This window comes from Aliinostoc sp. HNIBRCY26 (genome assembly GCF_050235535.1).
Lineage (GTDB): Bacteria > Cyanobacteriota > Cyanobacteriia > Cyanobacteriales > Nostocaceae > Trichormus.
In genome coordinates this window covers 2818719-2840838 of sequence record NZ_CP189852.1, presented here as the reverse complement: position 1 = coordinate 2840838, position 22120 = coordinate 2818719, and the positions used below count along the sequence as shown (strand labels likewise).

Below are 22120 nucleotides of genomic sequence, written 5' to 3'. Positions count from 1 at the left end.
GGCTCAGGTGAAATTTCTACTATAGTTTCTAGCCAACTTTGCAAATCAGCCAGACTAGTAAAATCCTCAGAGGGTGACAACCTACCTATAAAGTTTGCTGGATAAGGGATAGGGCATAAAAACCACGCTGAAAATAGAGTCGTTTATGGGGTTTGAGGGCAATCAGACTTAGAACCCAATCTGCCCATAATTCCATCCCATAACGCCATCGTTGTCCGTAGAGTCCAAAGCTAAAGTGACTCTGGTATGGGGTGATGTCTTTGTGTGATTGGATACGACCAGCATAGATATCTATGCCTAATTTTTGCATCTGTTGCCCTTGCATGGTCGCCAAACAATAAGCCAGAGTAATCAACAAGACTAAGGCTAAAAAACGGGTGTCATTAACCTTGGTGTCTTCTAAGTTATAGCCACTTGTTTTATAATCCTTGAACATTTGTTCAATGCCCCAACGACAACGATAGACTGCCAATGCTTGCTGTAATGTTGGGAGGTTAGTTAAGATATACCAAGGTTCTTTTGCTCCCTGATTATTATATTTTCGTCTCCAATAGATCGCTAAATTAAATAGTCCGATTCCATCCCCTTTATTGCACCTGACTCCCTGATAAAATTTAGACATTCCTGGTTTGAATCCCAGATTTTTCAGGACTTGATACTCTTGATTCAATGCTGTTTGGAAATGCAGGTCTTTTTTTTGCCTCAGAGCGAATAATAAACCTCTGTCATCCAGCCATTGAGCCAGTTTAGGACTGTGAAATTCTCGGTCTCCTAATACTAAAACCGGATAATTTTTAAATAGAGTCAGCACCGTTTTTAGCAACCGTTTTTGAGTAGGAAAATTACTGTTTCCTACCTGTTTTAATACTTCCCAATACAAAGGAAGCGCATGAGTTCCCCAGACTAAACTCACCATAAATACATTTCTTCCCTTCCATTGAGTTCTGTCAATTGCAATTATCCAATATCCATATTTATGGTGTTTGAGTCTCTGGAGACGACGACGCTGCTCTCGATTTAAGTTTCGTCCCGTTTGTACTTGTCTTATCCAATATTTTATCAAGGGAAACCATAAAAGTTTGACATTGAGTTGAGGCAAGTTTAAAAAGCGTTGCAGGTTTCGCTTGCGACTGCCATATTGAATCGGTTGTGGAAACACACTCGCTAAAACGGAGAGTTTTACCTGTCGATGAACTTGTAGCAATAATAACAGAAGCTGTATGGTTATATACTGGCTTTCATTCAGATGCCCACGCAGGGTTTTTTGGTAAGATTCAGGAAACATATTTTTTCAGGGGAGTCACAACTGTACTCCCTATTTTTTGTCTTCACCATCCTCTCAAAGTTTTGTCCTGCATAGCTTATAGTTGCCTTGTCACCCTTTAAGAGTAAAATCTAACAGTGCTTCACCTAGATTTTCTAATTGTTCTAGCGATAATGTTTCAATGCGTTCTAGCATTGCTTGGGGTATTTCTCCCAAGCGACGAGGGAGTTGACGTAAAATTAGCGACCTTTCTCCCTCTTCCTTAATTTCTCGGTAAACTCTTGTTTCCTTGAGTGTAATTCCTAACATTGATTCGACTTCCTTACGACGTAAGTTTTCAAACTTGTACACCATAATTGTCATTACTAGTTCTATTATGGTGCGATTTACAGTTTCAGGTTCTTCAACAGAGGCACGTTCAATTAAATATCTCGCTTCCTGTGGTGCTTGCTCTTCTTCTATCGTAGTTAATACCATCAATGCCACCCACATCGGCAATTGGCGAATATCCCCTAATTCATCCAAATACACCCGATGCACTTGGTTACTATTGAGTAAAACGCGATAGGGATAAATATCATGTTGTTCAATACTACGCGTAGGATAAATCATCACCGCTTGCCAGTCAGCAAATCTTTGCCGATTACGGTAGAAATATAAGAAAGATTCAGCAAATACTCTCTCATAAAGTTGTTCATCTTTCTGGAACTGCACCTCACAAAAATATACAACCCCAGGAATTTGATTTTCTGGTGGTAAAAATACCCCATCAATTTCAAATTTTGGTTCTTTGACAGCTACGGAATCAAATTTGTATTCACTTGCATTTATAGGGGGATTTGTCAATAGTTCAAATAATAAATTTGGGGATTGTTGAAACAGTTTATAAAATATCGAGTCTCGCCGCATGGAAGAATTTTATCAATCTATAGGAATCCGACTTGATTATTGAAACTATTTGCGTAGGCAGGGAACAGGGAACAGGAAACAGGGAACAGGAACAGAATTCATAAAGGTGTACTGAGTTTTTTTTCAGAAACCAAATATGATTCCTATATCAACACTTTTTTCTTAAGCATAAGAACCCCAGTTTCTCCCAGAAACTAGGGTTCTGATGTTAATGATATCTTTGTTTTTGAGCTAATAACAATTCTCCAAAATCTAGCAACAGATGCAAAAGTGAAAAGCCAAATGGCATCTGACTATAATTGTGAATTGAATTAACTTTTCACTCCTAATTTCACAACTTGTGCAATGACAGTGAGGCTTTCTTCAAATAACGCTTCACGACCCCAGCGTTGTACCTGCTGACTGAGTAACGCTTCTGCTTTTTGCTCAGATAGGGAACTCACTTGTTGGAATAAACCCGCAGATTGTGCGCCACCGTGGGTTTCCATCCGCATACAACCGCCAGTCTCAGAACAAATGACAGTACCACAGTCTGCTTGAGCATTAGTAGAACTTAGGCGTAAAGCAATTAAATCACCCACAATTTCGCCTACATCAGCAACGGGAACTCCAGCTAATTCTGCTTCTACTTGTCGTTGATTTTGGGCAACAAAGCGAATGCGGGTGATATCATAATCGCCAGTTTCCTTTTGATAAGAAACTGGTTGCCATTGCAAGCGACTCGCCAACCAACCTAAAAATAGTAAGGCTTGGGCTGGGTTGCCTTTTTCATAATCTAGTGTCACCCGGTCAATTTCGCCCAAAGCCGCGCGACGGTGGGGAGAATCGTAAGCTTCTGCGGTCAATTCTTGCCATGCTGCAAGTCTGCGCCAGTTCAAATCAGCCAGAGGCACACCATTTTCTACTAACTCTTGTAAGCTGATTAAATCTGTTTCTGGCTCGTTAAAGTTACAAGAATCGACGATGACGTTGTTACAAACTGCCGACAGTCGTTTAAATAGGGTGTTGTTGGGGTCTGGAGTAGCTTTCCACCACAGGAATTTGGGCAAACCACCAATCAGTAATGCTGGAATCATCCCACCTATTCTTTCTAAAGCGGCGGTAGTACCACTCAAAGTGATGTATTCACAGCAAATCAATGTGCTGGAAGACTGCTTCTGAATGGGACAGTAGGCAGAAACTTGGGCTTTTACGCCTTCATCTTCACCAGCAATGGGACACAAAGCGATGATGCGGCAAGGGTTACGAAGGGCGATTTCGTCAGCAATTCTGGGGCTATTAGTTGCAAGACTATAGGATGTAGAACCGTTACCAGTTTCCCCTGTAACGCCATTACCTTGGCGTTTGGCAAACTCTTCTCGGAGTACGGCTAGGGTTTCAGGTGTAGCTGTACCGGTTTCTGTGAGTCCATATTTGACTTGCACTCGCCGCAAAGCTACATCTGTTTGGGGGCCTAAAATCCCATCAATGGGGCCATGATAAAATCCCAGAGATGCTAACAAATATTGAGTTTCTTCTGGTTCGTAAACTACTAGAGTAAAAGTAGTAGCACGAGTAGCCGCAGGTAGTGCGCCATCTTCGCCGGTGATGCCGTAGCTTTGCCAAATTTGATTAAGTTCCGCTTCGATTTCGGTCAGCGAAATATCCTTGGGGGCTTGGAGTGAAAAAATAGTTGAGGCTTGGGAAGTCATAGTAGTTGTGATGTTGTCAGTGATCAGTTTGGAATCGAGGGTGTAGGGGTGTAGGGGTGTAGGGGTGAGAGAGACAAGGGAGACAAGGTAGACATTTTCCTATTCCCCATGCCCAGTCCCCAATCCCCAGTCCCCAATCCCCAATCCCCATTCCTACAGTCTGCGCCAGCGACGACCGTCTTGATTAATCAAAAGTTCTGCTTCTGTAGGTTCCCATGTACCTGCTTCATATTGGGGAACAATGGCGGGGTCGGCGGGTGCGTCCCACACGGAAAGGGCGGGGGTGACGACTTGCCAAGCTGCTTCTACTTCGTCGGCACGGGTGAAGAGTGTTTGGTCGCCCATCATACAATCTAAGAATAGGCGATCGTAGGCATCGGAAGTAGCCGCAATCCCAAAAGAACCATAGCTAAAATCCATATCTACGGAACGGGTACGGAATTCTGCCCCAGGCATTTTGACATCAAAACGGAGCGAAATCCCTTCATTGGGTTGAATCCGCATGGCCAAAATGTTGGCGTTTCTTTGTTGGGCAGCAGATTGGAACATCCGTGAAGGAACGTCGCGGAAGTGGATGGAAATTTCACTGACTTTTTTCGGCATCCGCTTACCAGTCCGCAGATAGAAGGGGACACCCTGCCAACGCCAGTTATCTACCATGAACTTCATTGCCACATAGGTCGGAGTGGTGGAGTCGGGATTTACTCCTGGTTCTGTCCGATACCCTGGTACTGGTTGTCCTTTCATCCAACCTGCGCTGTATTGACCACGTATGGCTGAACGTGTCAAGTTATGGACATCAGCTAACCTTGTAGCTTGTAAAACTTTCACTTTTTCCGTGCGGATACTGTCAGCATCCATTGCGTTGGGTGCTTCCATTGCGGTGAGACAGTAAAGCTGCATCAGGTGGTTTTGCAGCATATCCCGCAGTGCGCCGGATTGTTCGTAGTAGCCTGCACGGTCTTCTACACCTACGGTTTCCGCTACTGTAATTTGAACATGGTCAACAAATTGACGATTCCACAGGGGTTCAAAAATGGCATTAGCGAAGCGGAATACCAAGAGGTTTTGAACTGTCTCTTTACCCAAGTAATGGTCGATGCGGTAAACTTGGTTTTCTTGGCAATATTTACGGACTACTGTGTTGAGACTTTGGGCTGATGCTAAATCGCGACCAAAGGGTTTTTCAATCACTAGACGATGTTTGTAGGGGTCGTCTAGCATTCCGGCTGTGCCTAGTTGTTTGATGGCTTCAGGAAAGAAGTTAGGTGCAACGGAGAGGTAAAACATTCTGTTACCTCTTGTACCCCGTTGCTGGTCTAATTCGCTTAAGAGATTTTTCAGTTTTTGGTAACTCTCAGGATTATCTATGTCTCCTGGGCAGTAGAACAGACCTTGAGAAAAATCTTGCCAGAGTTCTTCGGGATCTACGCCGCCGTGAGCCTCTTCCATCCCTTTCCGCATTTGCTCGCGGAAGTATTCGTGACTCCATTCACGACGCGCCACACCAACAATTGTAATTTCTGGGGGAATGCGTCGTTCTTTGCGTAATTTATACAGTGCGGGGACGAGTTTGCGCCAGGTTAAATCACCAGACGCGCCAAAGATAACGATGATTTGAGGTTCTGGCATCCCTTGTTGTTGCAGACCAACGCGCAAGGGATTTTCTAGGAGACTAACCATATGAGTTTTCGATTCTAGGTGGGAGGGTGGGGATTGGGGATTGGGGATTGGGGATTGGGAATTGGGAATTGGGCATTGGGCATTGGGTATTGGGTATTGGGAATCAAAGAATTCTCCTCTGCCCCTTTTCCTCTCTGCGCCTTTGCTTTTTACCAGTCCCCAGTCCCTAGTCCCTAGTCCCCAGTCCCTATACTGGTGACAATAGCTTGACTTTGCGCTCTAAAGAGTTCATTAAGGACTGGAAAGGTTGGACAAATTTGTTAATGCCTTCGCTTAACAGTTCATCCATAACAGCATCGAGATTGATATTGATGTCAGGGTCTTTGAGGCTTTCTATGAGATGGTAAGCTTCATTTACTCCTGTTTCTAGACGATTAGCTACATGACAGTGTTCAGCACAGGCGGTAATTGTCCCTGGTGGTAGGGTGTTGACGGTATCTGGGCCAATTAACTCGTCAACATACATAACATCGCTGTAATTGGGGTCTTTGGTGCTGGTGCTAGCCCAAAGTAATCTTTGCACTTTTGCACCTTGGCTGGCTAGGGCTTGCCAGCGATCGCTCTCAATAATTTTTTTGTACTCTTGATAAGCAATCTTTGCATTTGCGATCGCTACTTTACCTTTGACGGCTCTAAGTCTGGCTTCTAAGTTAATATCATCAACGCCACGTCCTAATTTGGCATCGATTTTGCCGTCGATGTTGGTATCAATACGACTTAAGAAAAAGCTAGCAACAGAGGCTATTTTACTAATATCTTTACCTTCTGCTACTCGTTTTTCTAGCCCCCGAATATAAGCCCAAGCTGTATTTATGTAGCTTTGTACAGAAAATAGCAGGGTAATATTGACATTAATACCTTCAGCTATTACTTGCTCTACAGCAGGCAATCCGGCTTCTGTACCAGGAATTTTAATCATAATGTTCTCTCGACCTATTTCTTGGAAATAACGCCGAGCTTCATTGATTGTAGCTTGGGTATCGTGGGCGATGGTGGGTGGTACTTCGATACTCACATAACCATCTTGTCTATTGGTAGCTTCATATACAGGACGCAAAATATCACAGGCATCACGGATATCTGCAAACACTAAGGATTCATAGATTTTGTATGTGGGTAATTTTGCTTCAATGCCTGCTTCAATATCAGCATCATAAATTGCATTGTCAGCGATCGCTTTTTCAAAAATTGCTGGATTGGAGGTAATGCCACAAATTCCTTGATTTTCAACTAAGTTTTGGAGTTCCCCTGACTGCAAAATGTCGCGGCTCAAGTTATCCATCCAAACACTTTGGCCGTATTGTTTTATTTCTAGTAGATGATTGGTGGCCATATTTATTATCTAACTCCGTTAATGATGTTTCTAAGTGAGTTTGAGCAAGCCCATCAAAGTCAAAACTTTCAATGGGGACTTTTGCATTGTTGCTTCGTCAATCACTTATGACATCGACCAGCTGAGATAATCTCTCAAGGTCATCCAAAAATTGTTACAGAAATTGCTGAGTAAGTGTTGAGTAAGTCCTGAGTGCCGATTCATCAATTCTTCAATTTTGAATTTTGAATTTTGAATTGATTATCTCACTGCTTCCTTAGTGACCGTTCTGAATAAACGACTCTACCTTGGCTACATCCTCTTTGCTACCAATAATTAATGGGGTGCGTTGGTGGAGTTTGTTGGGTACTACATCTAATATTTCCACTAAGCCTGTAGTCGCACGACCACCGGCTTGTTCCAAGACAAAGGCTAGGGGAGCAGATTCATATAACAGGCGCAATTTGCCTTCTGGTTTTTGAATGGTACCAGGGTAAAGAAATACACCGCCTTGAATTAAAATTCTGTGGATATCACTCACCATTGCGCCACTATATCTGGCTGTGTAACCTTCGGTACGATGGACGTAACGAATGTATTCGCGGAAGGATTCTTCCCATTGCCAAAAGTTACCTTCGTTAACGCTGTAAACAGCACCGTGGTTAGGAATGCGGATGTTTTCTTCGGTGAGGATGAATTCTCCTAAGCTGGGGTCGAGGGTAAAGGAATGAACTCCTTTACCAATGGTATAAACCAGCATGGTGCTTGGCCCGTACAGGATGTAACCAGCAGCAATTTGCTTGCGTCCGTTGGTCAGGAGGTCTTTGGCTTGTCCGTCAATATCTTCGCCTTCTTGTTGACGAATTGAGAAGATAGAACCCAAGCTCAAGTTAATGTCGGTGTTGGATGAGCCATCAATGGGGTCATATAGTAGGGTATAGCGACCGATGGGGCAATTTTCGGGGATGTAATATGGTTGATCCATTTCCTCGGAAGCTAGGCGACAAACTAAGCCACTTTGCTTAAATACGGAAATGAATACGTCGTTAGCGTAGACATCCATCTTTTTGACGGATTCACCTTGCACATTCACGTCCCCTGTAAATCCCAAAACACCTTCCATCAAACCTGCGCGGCTCATGTGACGGGAAATCAATTTCCCAGCTAAGGCGATGCGATTCATCAGCGCGCTTAAATCCTGTGCGTCTGAAGAAAAACTTTGGAGTTGCTGTAATACGTGCCGAGATAGGGTTGTACAATCGCGATCTAAGCTTTTATCTGGAGCGTCTTTTAAAGACAAATCTAAAGGTTCTGACGCTTTAGTCATTTTATGTACTCCCTAATGAGTGGCTGTGTTGATTTGGGTAAATCAGGTGTAATGTTGCAACTGATCGTTAGTTGCTGACTCTATCTTAGAAAGGTAATTTGATAACTTAGATGTGATTTTAGATAAACTAAAGAAATGAAACAGAGATGAAAAAGAAATGAGTGTTGATGGCGGTTATACTTGGAGCGATCGCCACTATCAAAAAGCCCATTGTCATCTACTACTGAGTATCTAAAGCATCTTCATAACTCAGCATTTTACTTAAGTATATTGATTTGATTTTTAGAAAATCGCACACTTTACGAAAGGACTTATTCGTATAAAAAAATAACATTTAGGGTTGATCAGGATAGAGTCGCTTTACCTCATTTAATTAGCTGTTTTGTCATACAGCAATATCTTTGTTTCAGCTTTAATTTAGTCTTGGTAAGGCAAAATCTTTTTTCCTACCAAGACTATGCAAAACCTACCTGCTGACTTTTCAACAGTTTACAAGGATAATTCCTACTTAGGGGTGTTGCCTAATTTTAGAAAAGGTGATACATTGTTTCCCTGTGCTAATAGTCTTGTTTTTTATTCCACGTATCACCTCGTCGGTTATCTTCTCGCGGCTTGGCTTTGTTGACTCGCAGTTGACGACCCATCCATTCTGCGCCATCTAGCTCAGTGATAGCAGCATCTTCTTGAGCGTCTTCATTCATTTCAACAAAGGCAAAACCACGCATCCGTCCGGTTTCGCGGTCGGTAGGTAAAACAACTCTTTTGACTTCGCCGTAGTCCGCGAATACGGCTTTTAAGTCTGCTTCGGTAGCGCGGTAAGAGAGATTTCCAACGTAGATAGTCATGTGGGATCACGTAATTGTCAAAAACACAGCGATTAGTTCAGCAAGAAAACAGATTGCAAAGCTTGCATAGTCTCGTTTGGGTCACAGATGGCGAATGTTGTAGGGCAGCATTCATATTGCTGGCGTTATCTTCAACTAAACCTTCCCTGCGGCTGAACTGAGGCATACGCTCATATGATAACTGATCAAACCATTGTTCAAAGTGTGAGATTTTACAAACTCTTAACAGAATATAATTAGCAAGTCTTATATGTTATGCAGGCGACAAAAAATTGATTTTCTGATGTTCAATGATGTCAGATCAAATCTGAGTTGTATGGTTGAGATTTTTGTTGACTACTGCATAAGTGATGCGGAGGCGTAAAAGTGAAAAACATTACAACCTCCACTGTGAAGAGTCTTGATTAAGAAAGTTCTGATTTTAATCAATAGTGATGGATTGTGGCCCAGTAGCTTTGCCGTTATTGGCTTCAGTTGTTGCAGATGGGTAGGTGCTAACTCCCAATTGTTTATCTAACCAAGTTTTGACGGGATCATCTGCAAGGTTGAGTCTCAACACGCCAGAGAAGAATCCCCCAAAAAAGGAAGCTGGGTGTTGGGCTAGTTGCTGAAATATAGGTGACAATTCATTGATGAACATTTAGACTCTCCTACAAGGTTTACGAAAATTAGGATTTATTCACTAATCGTAACGTGTAAATTTGGGCATGGGGCATACAAGAGGAATTGGAGCAGGGAGCGGCAAGGGGAGAAAAATTTCCCCACTTCTCCCTGCACTCTGCCCCCAGTCCCCAGTCCCCAGTCCCCAGTCACCAATCCCCAGTCCCTTAATTCGGACTTTGTTCAGGCATCATGCACTTATCAGAGTCACAGCCTGCGGGGCCGACTTCCATTAAATCGCCGAAGTCGTAGCGACTTAAGACGGTGTAGAAGTCATCGGTTTTGCGGCGTGCGGCTACGGCTTGCAGCATTTGCTCATACTCCTGTTTAGAGATTGGCTCAAATGGCAAGCGGGGGAAGGTTTGATGATCATCAAATCTCGCCAGTAGTGCTGCACTCATGTAACCTTCATCGTTGTGAATTGCTTCCCAAATGCGAGTTCCTAATGCTTCCACTTCGTGTTCTCTTAACTCGATGGTGGCAGAGGTGTTGTGAGTGACGTAGAATTTCTGTACTTGCATATAGAAATCCATTTGCGCGATCGCATTAAATTTACTGATATCAATCACATCAGCACCAGGTAAATCAGCCCAAGACACAGCCACAGGAATTTCTACTAGCCACTCAGTCACTCTAGGATCAAAGGGATCATTGAGTAAATTCCCCTGTTCATCTTTGTCTGACTGGGAAGGAATAATACTGTAACCGTATTCCAGACAAGCCAACGCTACGGGGTCATTTTTCCGGCAAGTAATGCGGCGGATAAAGCGTTGGGCTTTGGGGGGATGCCATCCGGGACTTGCACCAGTTAACAGCGATTTTGTACCACTGGGTTGCACTGTTGTGCAGCGATTCGGGCGTTTGAGATGATGGCGATCGCAATAATCCCACACCACACGCTGCACAATTTCTTTCCAAGAAGTTAAGTATTCTGCTTCCCGATGTTTAAATGTCAATCCTTGGGGTGTTTCTGGTCTGCCCGCTTCCCACCAGCGCAACCAATCCACACCAAAAGCATGGACAAAGAAATCAAATAAACCGGTAAAAGAAACCCCAACAATTGGGTCTAGTTCCCGACTATATTGATAGCGTGGTTCTTGGAATTGATGATTTAACAGTGACGCTACAGATAACGCCCCAGCCGTGAAAGCTTCCTCTTGTTCTTTATGGTTAAATGGATCAATTTGATTAAGATGTATCTCGGATAGATTGCAGTGAAAATCGCTACCTATAATTTCTCCGCACGGATTCAAGCCATAACGAGCTAGACGGTGTTCTAGTTCATGATCATCAATTTCATTATGTCTTTTCTGTAACCAATCTTTGGCTATTCCTTGTTCGTAAGCTTTGATGAAATCAGCTTTCAATGCTTGTGTAGTTAACAAATCACAGTTAGCCCTAGCAACAGCTTCACCAGCCCACTGAATTGCACCCTCACCACTGTAATATTGCTTACGTACAGCATTAATACATTCTTCTAGGGTTGGCTTGCGGTGAAACACTCTTGTGTGGTTTGCCATCCGCAAAGCATCGCGCTCAGGATCTATGCGCCAGTTGCCATTTTCATCTTGTTGCCAGAGGTTGTCTTTGGCAGTTGCGCCTTGTTCATCATCAGATATGAACTGACGCATTCCGGCACTGTTATGCGTTAAGTATCCATCGCAATAGAAACAGTGGGCTTCTTCCACTTCAATATCATAAGTTTGGACATGATCATAACTGCCCAAACCTTTAACAGTGACAGGAATATCGAGAGAAATATCCGCCTCAGCAATGTAACGTTCGTAATTGGCATCGACAGTCCGAGAACCTTGAAAACCCATCTCCCGCATTTCGCTGTAGGTGTAAGCTTCCCGCATGATTACACCAGGAACGGTGAAACCATACATCTTCAAACCTTGGCGTAGTTCACCTTTAGCTGAGTGTGGCGCAATGAGGCTGTTATAACGCTCCTTGAGGGCGGGAATTGTTAAGTTGTACTTAACTTGCCAACTGGAATTTTGTGGATAAGTTGTGGTCAGTCTACCAGCAATACCCAAGCTGGATAGAACTACACTTACTTGTCTGATAAATGACCGATAAACTGAGGTCACTAAATGAGGAGGTCGGTTATTGACACCGCCATCACTGTCCATTAAACCCGCCAGGTAAGCAGCCCGAATATCTACTGAACCTTGCAAAATGAAGCTAGGAACTGTAAGAGGAACATTAGGCTGTTTGATGTAACAATGGAAATACTCAGCGAGGCGAATTGATGAACAGATTGATTTAGCAGTATTTTCGCCTTTAGTTGTGCTATGAACAGCACTCAAGCCAAATAAAGCTAAAGCAGTGTCAATTTTGACTTGAATTCTGCTGGTAGTTTCTGCATCCAAGCTGTTCATTGACCACTCAACACGACCATAGGGTTTATCGTATTTATTGCGACCAAGAGCTACATAACCATCACCATGCGTAAATCCAATGAGCCAAGCTACTTCCGCAGTTAGTTCGGGAACAACAAAGGTTTTAGCTGTGCGACTTTGAGAGGGTCGAGATTCAGTAAAATCTGGCGGTAAATGAGTAACAGTCCCTGGTAAAACTTGCTTGTTGTGCAGTAGGCGATCGCCTGCTACTAAACTATTAAAGTATTTCCAAACAATGCCCCCCTTAGCATCTGCTAGCACTGCTTGCCGATGGTTCAAAGTTGCTCTGGGGTAAGTAGCATTAGTTTCGATTTCGTAGACATCTTGCCAGCCTTGGTCAAATTTATCTACGACTCGCCGAAATCCCAAAGGTGTTTGTACTAAGTCACCCACTTGTACATCCCGAATGGGAACTAAACCTTGGGATGTATGAACTAAAGCATCTTCTGGGAGACAACGGCGAATATTACCTGCAACAATTGTTACAGCAGCTTCGTCAATTAACAGACAGCATTCCACAGAAGTTAATTGTCTACCGACAGCTTTGTTGAGAATGGCGGCACAACGCTGATATAGTCCAGGTAATTTCACAGGATTCGCTACACCACCGAAACCCCTGAGAGTTTCACCCGCTTGGCGGACATCGCTGACATCAACTATTACTTGTACTTCATCCGTAAATCTTTCATTGGTTGATAACTCTAATAAGGTTTGGTATGATCCCACCCAACCTTCCCGGCTATCTCCAACATGGATAGTAACTGTGTTCCCTTCTATATGGGTTTGTGTATATTCACGACGTAATTCTTTAGTTGTATCCCCAACATTTCCCTGTACAGTCACATGAAGAAGATTACGGATAGGAGGCAGTTGATTAATATACTGCGGTTCTATTACTGCCCCTGTACCGCAACCCATCATGGCGAGGTTCATCATTAACCCGAAGGCGTTCCAGTCTCGCAGGTTGGTAGATGTACAATTATACGCACCGGAGAAGTTTTTGGATTTGTTGATCCAATCAGTGCCACCTACCCAGAGCCAACGCCCACTGGGTAAAGCTTGCAATTTGCGCTGGGTTTTTTCTAAAATAGCCGCTTCTTCTGGCGTGAGTTTACCTAACTCTACTAAACCTTGGATAGTGCGATCGCACACTTCATCCCAAGTTTCTCTCAAACCCGCCTCTGTACGGCGGCTATAAGTTCTAAAAAATACAGGATTGGCGGCTGGTGCGGTTTCGGGAAACCTTGCACCCTGACGTTTGATTTCCAGCTCTCGAACCATAGAAAAATTCTTGTTGCGTGTGAACAGATTACGACTATACGCCAAGTAGATAGAGGAAAAAAGCTTGAAAATTTTTCCACTTTACGCTATGGCATAACTGTAGAAATTGCCACACATATTGATGATGTATAATGGCTTTCTCTTCCGCAAAAGTTTATACACTGAGTTGCAATTATCAACAGTATTAAAGTCGTAAAATCATCGTTATGGGGAAAATTTAGCTCTTCTTGGAGAGGAATTCCACTCAATCAATTAGGACTTTAGACAAGGTAGATTAAACGAAAAGATTGCTAATTTTTCCACTTTGTGATTAATCTGAGTCTGGATAAATTGCAACAAAACTTTATCATGTCCCTAGCTCCTTGGAGAAGTGCGATCGCCCATGCTCTCCACCGTAACCGTAGCCTTGTATACGCCCGTTACCTGCAACTAGCCACAGTCAAAGCTAACGGTCATCCTGCTAACCGTACCGTAGTCTTTCGTGGCTTTTTAGCAGATACTAACCAACTCAGATTTATTACTGATAGCCGGAGTAAAAAAATCGACCAAATACAGCAGCAAACCTGGGCGGAAGTTTGTTGGTACTTTCCCAACACCAGAGAACAATTTCGCATCACTGGTAAATTAACTGTAGTGAGCAGTGATGAATCTCATCCTCTGCAAGCAGCCCGGATTGCTATGTGGCAAGAATTAAGTGATGCAGCCCGTTTACAATTTGCTTGGCCGCATCCTGGTGAACCCAAAGCCGAACCAGCAGCCTTTGAGCCACCACCACCCGAACCACATCAACCACTAGCTAATTTTTGCCTATTACTACTAGAACCCACACAAGTAGACCACTTAGAATTACGTGGCGAACCCCAAAACCGCCGCATTTACTGGTGTGAAGAAAACAAGGTATGGTCTAGTGAAGAGATTAATCCTTAGAAGGCTGGAGGGGTTAATCAATTGTGAATCTTCAATCCAAAATTTAAAATCAGGTGAGTGGTGAGTGCTGAGTAATGAGTGCTGAGTGCTGTTAGCGGTAGCGCGGCGTTTAGCCGGTGCTGAGTGCTGAGTAATGAGTGCTGTTAGGGATAGCACGGCGTTTAGTCTGTGCTGATTTGAGAAATAAATTCTACCTTGTCTACCTTGTCCCCAATCCCCAATCCCCAATCCCCAATTTGTTAAATCCCTGCTCCGTCTAAAAACTGCTGTATAGCTTTATCTCGGAGATTACATATAGGAGCAGCATCAGCTGGCAAACTTTCACAATCTTTAACTACATAACTGACTAAAACAGGGGTTTTTTCAACCTCTCTTTGACGCTGTAGAGTTTGGATTTGATCTTCTAGTGCTTCAATTCTATCTACTAAAGCGCGGATAACTTCCGCTTCTGAGTCGGGTAAGTTGTTGTGTTCTAGTGGTGCAACCCTAACTCCTGAACGATACACAATCCGTCCTGGTATTCCCACCACCGTACAATCTGAAGGCACGTCCCGCAACACGACAGAACCAGCACCGATGCGGACATTATTACCGATGAGAATATTACCTAATACCTTAGCACCAGCCCCAACTACGACATTTTCACCTAAAGTGGGGTGACGTTTGCCGCTTTCTTTACCGGTTCCCCCTAATGTTACACCTTGATAAATCAGGGCATAATCACCGATGATCGCTGTTTCCCCAATTACTACTCCCATACCGTGGTCAATAAATACACCCTGCCCAATGGTCGCCCCTGGGTGAATTTCGATACCAGTCAAAAACCGAGCTATGTGAGAAATCAAACGAGGTATAAAAGGAAGACCGATACCATGAAGCCCGTGAGCGAGCCGATGAAACATCAGGGCTTGTAAACCGGGGTAACAAAACAATACCTCCAGTAAGTTACGAGCAGCTGGGTCACGTTCAAAAATGATACGAAAATCAGCACGTATTGTAGAGAGCATCGGGATAGCACCCTCGGAAAGTACAACAAGCTACCCTCCCATAATATCGTTCTAGATGTCCAATCTTCTCAAGTTTTTGGGCATGGGGAATGGGGCATGGGGCATTGAAGTAAAATCTCCCTTATCTCCCCTTGCTCCCTGCTCCCCTGCCCCCTGTCTCTTGCCCCTTGCCCTAATGAGGGCGATCGCGTCACAATAAGAAATAAAATTGCTTAATTTCTCTTCACAATGGCGTTAACGCAGTTTAATCAAACAACTTCTTCTCCGTATCTACTGCCAGAATTACCAAGGTATGATTACGATTTGGTGATTGTGGGTGGTGGAATTGTCGGCTTAACTTTGGCGGCGGCTTTAAAAGATTCTGGCTTGAATATTCTGCTGATTGAGGCTAAGGTCACATCAATGGGTGTCAGCAAAGGACAAGCCTACGCAGTGCATATGCTCTCAGCACTGATATATCAAGGTATTGGCATTTGGGACAAAATGCTGCCGAAAATTGCTAAATATCGCCAAGTGCGTCTTTCTGATGCTGATTATCCCCAGGTAGTGGAGTTTGAAACCCAGGATATCAGTCAAGACACACCGGAATTAGGTTATGTTGCAGAACACCAAGCACTGCTCGAACCTTTACAAGAATTTGTGCAGAATTGCCAGAATGTGACTTATCTTTGTCCGGCTGAGGTGGTGAGTACCAAATATCAGCAAGACGAGGTAGTCATTAATATCAAAATTGGTGAGCGAGTCAAACTAGTTAAGAGTAAATTAGTGGTAGCGGCGGATGGTTCGCGATCGCCAATTCGTCAAGCGGCTGGGATTAAAACTCACGGTTGGAAGTATTGGCAATCTTGTATTGTGGCTTTTGTCAAACCAGAACAACCCCACAACGATACAGCCTACGAAAGATTTTGGCCGAGTGGCCCCTTTGCGATTTTACCCTTACCAGGGAATCGTTGCCGCATTGTCTGGACAGCACCCCACGCTGAAGCTCAAGCCTTGTGTGCTTTAGATGATGAACAATTTTTACAAGAACTCAGCCGCCGATTTGGGGATCAGATGGGCAAGTTAGAATTATTAGGCGATCGCTTCGTATTTCAAGTACAACTCATGCAAAGCGATCGTTATGTCCTTCCCCGCTTGGCTTTAGTAGGTGATGCAGCTCACAATTGTCATCCCGTCGGCGGACAAGGGCTAAATTTGGGTATTCGGGATGTAGCAGCTTTAGCGCAAGTTATCCAAAAAGCCCATCAAGCCGGGGAAGATATCGGTAATCTGCGGGTACTCAAGCGTTACGAAGGTTGGCGACAAAAAGAAAATCTGACCATCTTAGGCTTTACAGATTTGTTAGATCGGATGTTTTCCAATCAGTTTCAGCCTGTCGTGTTTATGCGTCGCTTGGGTTTATGGTTGATGCAGCGTGTACCGATGCTGAAAGTCTTTATGCTCAAATTAATGGTTGGGTTGAAGGGTAAGACTCCAGAGTTAGCAAGACGTTAAACTGAGATTTTGAGAAATATGACCGATCAAGAGCTGTTAAACAGAATCAGTTTTAACCCTAAAGTCATGGTTGGGAAACCTGTCATTAAAGGAACACGCCTTACAGTCGAATACATTCTCAATCTTCTAGCACATGGCACAACAGTAACAGAGATTTTGGCAGAATATGAAGGCATAGTGGAAAATTTCTATATCTCAAGTTGTTTGATTCTTTCTTTCAAGAGACGAACTTGAACAGGTTTGTTACGAAACCAGTCTGTTGACCAAATCCGGTAAATTTTCCAACCTAGCCTTTCTAGCACCTGTTGTCTGAGGCGATCGCGATCTCTGGCAGTCGGTGAACTATGGTAAGATGCACCATCACACTCAATTCCTAGTAAAAACTCTCCTGGGCGATTGTTATTGACTACGGCAAGGTCAATCCGATATCCTGAGCATCCAACTTGAGTGCGAATCGTGTATCCTTGCTGCACTAAAGCATGATAAACATCTTCTTCAAACGGCGAGTCAAAATGAAGCTTATCCGTGTAAGAGTTTCCTTGCAGTTGTTCCCCACCACTTGCTGCGTATTCCAAGTAATCACGTAGTGCTTTTGCACCTTTACTTTGAGAACGTGTTAAATCAATGTCACCAGCTAAGATGGAAGAAACCAGCGTAATTTTACTTTTTGCCCGCGTTACAGCTACGTTAAGCCGTCTTTCTCCACCTTGGCGATTCAAGGGGCCAAAGTTGAGAAAAAGCTTACCTTGATCATCACGAGCATAGCCTACGCTGAGTATAATTGCATCTCGCTCGTCACCCTGGACGTTTTCCAGTGCTTTAAGAAAGTATTGCGGTGAATTATCGCTGCAAAATGTCTCCAACTCAGGATGTTCTTTGCCTAAAATCTCAATTTGCTCCTGAATCGCATCCGCTTGGGCTTCGCTAAAAGCAATAATACCAAGAGATTGTTCGGGAAACCGTTGAAAATGCTCTAACGCTAACTGAGCAACTACTTTAGCCTCACGTCTATTATCTGTCCGTCCGCCGCGATCGTAAACACCATCAGGAACGTGCTTAAACCACACTCCCAAATCTGGATTTTGAACTGGGTTTGGAAATGTAACTAACTGAGAGTCATAAAAATGCTTATTAGAAAAAGCTATTAAACGCTCATATTGGCTGCGATAATGCCATTTCAGCATTCGCCCAAACATAAAATTTGAACATTCATCCAAAACACTTTCATAGCTTGCATCATCCTCATCATTACTATCTTCTTCGCTATCTTTGGCGGTTGAAAAGAATGATGTGGGAGGAAGTTGTTTTTTATCACCAATCACAATAACTTGATTAGAACGAATAATCGCAGGAACTACATCCTCAGTCCGAAGCTGGGAGGCTTCATCAAAAATAAGTACATCAAAATGAACTACATCTGCATTGATATATTGGCTAACTGAAAGCGGACTCATCATCCAGCAAGGCTTTAAGGCTTTAACTAAATTTGGTATCCCCTTTTGTTTATCGTTGAGTAGTTTACGAATAGGCAAATGTCGGCTTTTCTTATTCGCTTCCCTTTTCAAATTTGGCAACTCAGCTAGAGCAAGTGAAGTCTTTTCCCAGTTTTGCCAGCGTTGCACATGAAGCTGTTTTAGACGTTTTCTAGCAGTATCTAGTTGATTATAATCGAGTTGAGAAAACTCGTTGATTTGTCGTTCATGTACTTCAAAGTTAAAATTCTTTAACTCAGGTTTTCTGGCAAGGATGGCATCAAGACATATTTGATAAATTCGTTTCTCGATAACTGGAAACCACTTTTCTGGCTCAATCTGGTTGTCACGCAAAGTATCCAAGAATTTCTCATTACCCAGCTTTTCAATTTTCTGGTAAGTTTCCTTATAGGTTAGCCATTCTTGAAAATAAGGTAGTTCAGATTGAGCCAAGTTTAGGAATGTCTCTAGTTCAACAAAAGTAATTTGATTACGAGGTAGGTAAGAATCTGTGATGTCATGTTCATCAAAGTGAGAGAATAGGAAATCTAATCCTTTCCTAATACTGTTATGGGCTGATTCATATTTCTTAACTAATTCAGCCAATTCACGCCGTTTAGCAGGAGAATCTATCACGCGCTGGACAGAATCAGCAGAAAGCGAATACTTTTGTAAGCCAGCCAACCAATTTAAAGCTTGTTCAATTTCTTTTAATTCTGCTTCACTAGAAACTTCTGGATGAAATAAACAGCCAAAAATCTGACGAGGCTGGTAGTCAATATGAAGTAGCTTATTTCGTATCAATTCAATAGGATTAGGTTTGTTGTCTCGCAAAGCATTTAAGAAATCTTGGAGTCCTAAACTTTCTAATTGCCCATAGATTTCCTTATACGTTAACCATTTGCGGAAGTCGGGTAAATTGGATTTAGCTATGTTTAAAAAATTTGCCAGTTCGGTAAATAAAATTTGATTGTGAGGCCGATATTGCCCAATAATATCATTCTCATTAAAGTATAAAAATAAGAAATTCATTCCTCGGCTAATATCTTCAAGGAGAGATTCAAGTTTCTTAACTAATTCAGCCAGTTCGCGCCGCCCAGAGGGGGAATTTACAATATGCTGGACGGAATCAGCAGCCAGCGAATACTTTTGTAAGCCAGCCAACCAATTTAAAGCTTGTTCGATTTCTTTTAACTCTGCTTCACTAGAAACCTCTGGGTTAAATAAAGAGCCAAAAACCTTACGTGCTGGGTAATTGATTTGATATAGCTTGTTGCGTGCAGCTTGTATTTGAACAGCTTGTGCCAAATCACGTTTTAATTCGTTGTGGGAAATCTGTCCTTTTTTAATGCTTAGTTTCTTTAAAAGCTTGAAATCACGCCTATATCTGGGATTAAAAACTCGAAGAAACCAAAAGCGGCTGTATTTCTGATATCTATTAGCTAAAGCAGGTAATTCTGCGGAGAAAAATTCAGGATAATATTTTTGTTTTAAATATGGCTCAGTTTCTTTTAGAAATGTGACATCCGTTTTTAACTTAGTGAAAGCATCCTGAGCAATTGATATATCTATTTCAGTCCAGTTATCAGGTAAATTATCTGGAGCTTTCAATATATGTTGAAGTGCAGGAAAGCAAGCTTCTACATCTCCCAAATTCAATAAAGGCTGAAGCTGGATAATTATTTGAAGCTGTTGACTAGTTATCTTAATTAAAGAAATTGCTTGTTGAAATTCATTGATTTGATTATTTATTTCTAGTTCTAGCTTTTCCGGGCAAGAATTTAAGGCACTTTGTGACCAAATAGTTGTTTTTTCTCCTCTTAAAAATGGTAGAAATGAAGAAATCCGAATCAGCAAATTTTGTGCTTCTTGCGAAAGCTTATTTTTTTCAATCTCTTGAACGTCTGTTTGCAGAATAATGAAAGCATCTTGAGCAATTGATATATCTACTCCAGTCCAGTTTTCTGGCAGATTGGATGGAGCTTTTCGTATGTATTCTAGGGCTGGATAACACCTATTGAGAGACTCTAAATTCAACAAAGGTTGAACTTGTAGAATCTCTTGTAATTCTTGATTAATCTTTTGGAATGAAAAAATTGCTTGCTGAAATTCCTCTATTTCCTCTGTAATTTGCAATTCCATTTCAAAGGAATAAGAATCTAGAGAACTTTTTGCCCAAATAGTTGTTTTATCTCCTTTAAAGAAAGGCAGGAATTGCGCTAATTGATTTAATAAATTTTTTGCTTCTTGTAATCTGCTAGGATTCCATTGACTGAAGTTAGAAAAGCTGACATTGATACTGGGAACTCTTTCGCGTTCTTTTTTCAAAAGCTCACCAAATATCTCAAACGGTGATTTTTCTAAAGGTTTTTCTTTAGTGTGTAAACTAGTAAGATATAATTTTATCGATTGACGAGTAGAAACAAGCCTTTCAAAGAAAAGGTGATTATTTTCTGCACTATCAATTTGTTTAATGTTTTCAATAGTTTTTGATAGATTATTTACAAGTTCTCGCTTATCTGTTGTACCACTATGGTGAAGATTAAGACACACATGATCTAAACCACATTCAGCCAAGCGGCTATAAACCACACTCAGTGCTGTCTCTTTTTCTGCAACTAATAAAACTGATTTACCATTGCCAATCAGTTCCGCAATCATATTTACAATAGTTTGACTTTTGCCCGTTCCTGGTGGCCCTTGAACCACGAAGCTAGAACCAGCTTTTGCTGCTTCAATTACGACTTGTTGGCTAGAGTCAGCATCAAGAATTTGAAATGTTCGTTCAGGTTTAACTTGTGAATCTAGAGCAGATGCAGGTAGGGGTTCTCTATAGTTAGACTGATAATTAGTTAAATCACCACTAATCGCTTGTAAAATTGGGTGTTCAAAAATTAGAGCTTCATTTTCGATAATGTCCCGAACCATTGCTGCCTTTGCATAAGAAAATAGAGAGAGAAATACATTTTCTTTAATTTGCCATGTCTTTTGTTCTGCTAATAGCTTCCTAATCTCAGCAATAATTTCGTTATAAGTTAGTGTTTGTATAGCTTCTCCCTCTGGAAGATCAACCCCAAAAGTTTGCTTTAGCTTTTGTACTAAAGTTGGATTTAACACAACTTCTTCATCTAGGACAGATATTTTATAAGCATCTCGTTTAGGTTCTTTCCTTAACTCTACAGGAACTAAAATTAGTGGCGAGAGCAAAGCATCCTCTGGTTTATCTTTGTCGTACCAAGTCAACGTTCCAAGTGCCATAAACAGGCTGTTTACACCTCGTTCTTCAAATGAACGTCGCGCTTCAAGACGCAATTTATTCAGCCGTTTTATTTGCTCTTTACCTACTTGACGAGTAATTAATTCAAGAGGATTTCTTTCGGCTGGTAATGCTTTAGCTTTTTCCGAATGAATAATATCTTGATGTTCGCTATCAACTATTTTAAAACACAGCGATTTTTTCTCTTCTGTAAGGTTGTTGAAAAGAACATCTGGTTCCTCTGTGAGAATCTCTAAAATTCGAGGGTTATCCTGCCGAAACTTAATGAGAGGATTTCGTTTTCCTAAATCAGCCAGTCCAGCTTTCCACTTTGCAATTTTTAGAGCAAGGTTTTGTTGAGTGTTTGAAGTAGACTGTCGCATTTTAGTCTTTTTAGCAAATAAAGTAACCGTTTAATATTATACTAATATTTTTATGTATAAGCATTTACCAGCAAGCAATCCTCTAAAATAGTGGAGATGCTGTTTTATAAGGGATTGCGTAAGCTTTTAAAAGTGCAAAGAGTTAAGAGTAATAGAAACCGCAGCTCATAAATTCAGTGTAAGCACAGAGTTAGAGTAGTTTAT

General features: G+C 42.1%; 14 protein-coding genes. 3 read left to right on the top strand and 11 right to left on the bottom strand.

The window, feature by feature from the left end; translation table 11 throughout:
* Positions 1-85 precede the first annotated feature (85 nt).
* The 9 genes from ACQFX9_RS12055 to nrdJ all read right to left on the bottom strand — a co-directional run bounded on the left by ACQFX9_RS12055 (position 86) and on the right by nrdJ (position 13377).
* Entirely contained in the window at positions 86-1285 is a 1200-nt protein-coding gene (locus tag ACQFX9_RS12055) for an IS4 family transposase (RefSeq protein ID WP_427160925.1), read from the bottom strand.
* Positions 1286-1375: 90 nt separating this feature from the next.
* Positions 1376-2173, bottom strand: a complete 798-nt coding sequence (locus ACQFX9_RS12050; protein ID WP_427162224.1) for an Rpn family recombination-promoting nuclease/putative transposase — start codon at positions 2171-2173, stop codon at positions 1376-1378.
* A gap of 311 nt (positions 2174-2484) precedes the next feature.
* Positions 2485-3864, bottom strand: a complete 1380-nt coding sequence (gene opcA, locus ACQFX9_RS12045) for a glucose-6-phosphate dehydrogenase assembly protein OpcA (RefSeq protein ID WP_427162223.1) — start codon at positions 3862-3864, stop codon at positions 2485-2487.
* 153 nt (positions 3865-4017) lie between these two features.
* Positions 4018-5547, bottom strand: coding sequence for a glucose-6-phosphate dehydrogenase (gene zwf / locus ACQFX9_RS12040; protein WP_427162222.1), 1530 nt, complete (start codon positions 5545-5547; stop codon positions 4018-4020).
* A 187-nt stretch (positions 5548-5734) separates the two neighbouring features.
* Positions 5735-6880, bottom strand: a complete 1146-nt coding sequence (tal, locus tag ACQFX9_RS12035; RefSeq protein WP_427162221.1) for a transaldolase — start codon at positions 6878-6880, stop codon at positions 5735-5737.
* A 256-nt stretch (positions 6881-7136) separates the two neighbouring features.
* The gene (fbp, locus tag ACQFX9_RS12030) at positions 7137-8186 is read right to left on the bottom strand and encodes a class 1 fructose-bisphosphatase (protein ID WP_427162220.1); all 1050 of its coding nucleotides are present in this window, start codon (positions 8184-8186) and stop codon (positions 7137-7139) included.
* 557 nt (positions 8187-8743) lie between these two features.
* Complete coding sequence (locus ACQFX9_RS12025) at positions 8744-9031, bottom strand: RNA recognition motif domain-containing protein (protein WP_427162219.1); 288 nt, start codon at positions 9029-9031, stop codon at positions 8744-8746.
* A 421-nt stretch (positions 9032-9452) separates the two neighbouring features.
* On the bottom strand, positions 9453-9671 hold the full coding sequence (locus ACQFX9_RS12020; protein ID WP_427162218.1) for a hypothetical protein: 219 nt from the start codon (positions 9669-9671) through the stop codon (positions 9453-9455).
* A gap of 187 nt (positions 9672-9858) precedes the next feature.
* A complete protein-coding gene (gene nrdJ / locus ACQFX9_RS12015; protein ID WP_427162217.1) occupies positions 9859-13377 on the bottom strand; it encodes a ribonucleoside-triphosphate reductase, adenosylcobalamin-dependent in 3519 nt (1172 codons plus the stop codon).
* Between the two features lie 348 nt (positions 13378-13725).
* Between nrdJ and ACQFX9_RS12010 the strand changes: the two genes are divergently transcribed.
* Positions 13726-14304: an Npun_F5749 family FMN-dependent PPOX-type flavoprotein gene (locus ACQFX9_RS12010; protein ID WP_427162216.1), complete on the top strand. Its 579-nt coding sequence runs from the start codon at positions 13726-13728 to the stop codon at positions 14302-14304.
* A 239-nt stretch (positions 14305-14543) separates the two neighbouring features.
* On the opposite strand, the gene cysE is transcribed toward ACQFX9_RS12010, so the two are convergent.
* Complete coding sequence (gene cysE / locus ACQFX9_RS12005; protein ID WP_427162215.1) at positions 14544-15311, bottom strand: serine O-acetyltransferase; 768 nt, start codon at positions 15309-15311, stop codon at positions 14544-14546.
* A gap of 228 nt (positions 15312-15539) precedes the next feature.
* Between cysE and ACQFX9_RS12000 the strand changes: the two genes are divergently transcribed.
* Together ACQFX9_RS12000 and ACQFX9_RS11995 are read left to right on the top strand one after the other, a co-directional pair.
* Positions 15540-16805, top strand: coding sequence for an FAD-dependent hydroxylase (locus tag ACQFX9_RS12000; protein ID WP_427162214.1), 1266 nt, complete (start codon positions 15540-15542; stop codon positions 16803-16805).
* A gap of 18 nt (positions 16806-16823) precedes the next feature.
* Positions 16824-17039: a DUF433 domain-containing protein gene (locus ACQFX9_RS11995; RefSeq protein WP_427162213.1), complete on the top strand. Its 216-nt coding sequence runs from the start codon at positions 16824-16826 to the stop codon at positions 17037-17039.
* Here the strand turns inward: ACQFX9_RS11995 and ACQFX9_RS11990 are convergent.
* Positions 16994-21916, bottom strand: a complete 4923-nt coding sequence (locus ACQFX9_RS11990) for a DUF4011 domain-containing protein (RefSeq protein WP_427162212.1) — start codon at positions 21914-21916, stop codon at positions 16994-16996. The genes ACQFX9_RS11995 and ACQFX9_RS11990 overlap by 46 nt on opposite strands.
* Between the last annotated feature and the right edge of the window lie 204 nt (positions 21917-22120).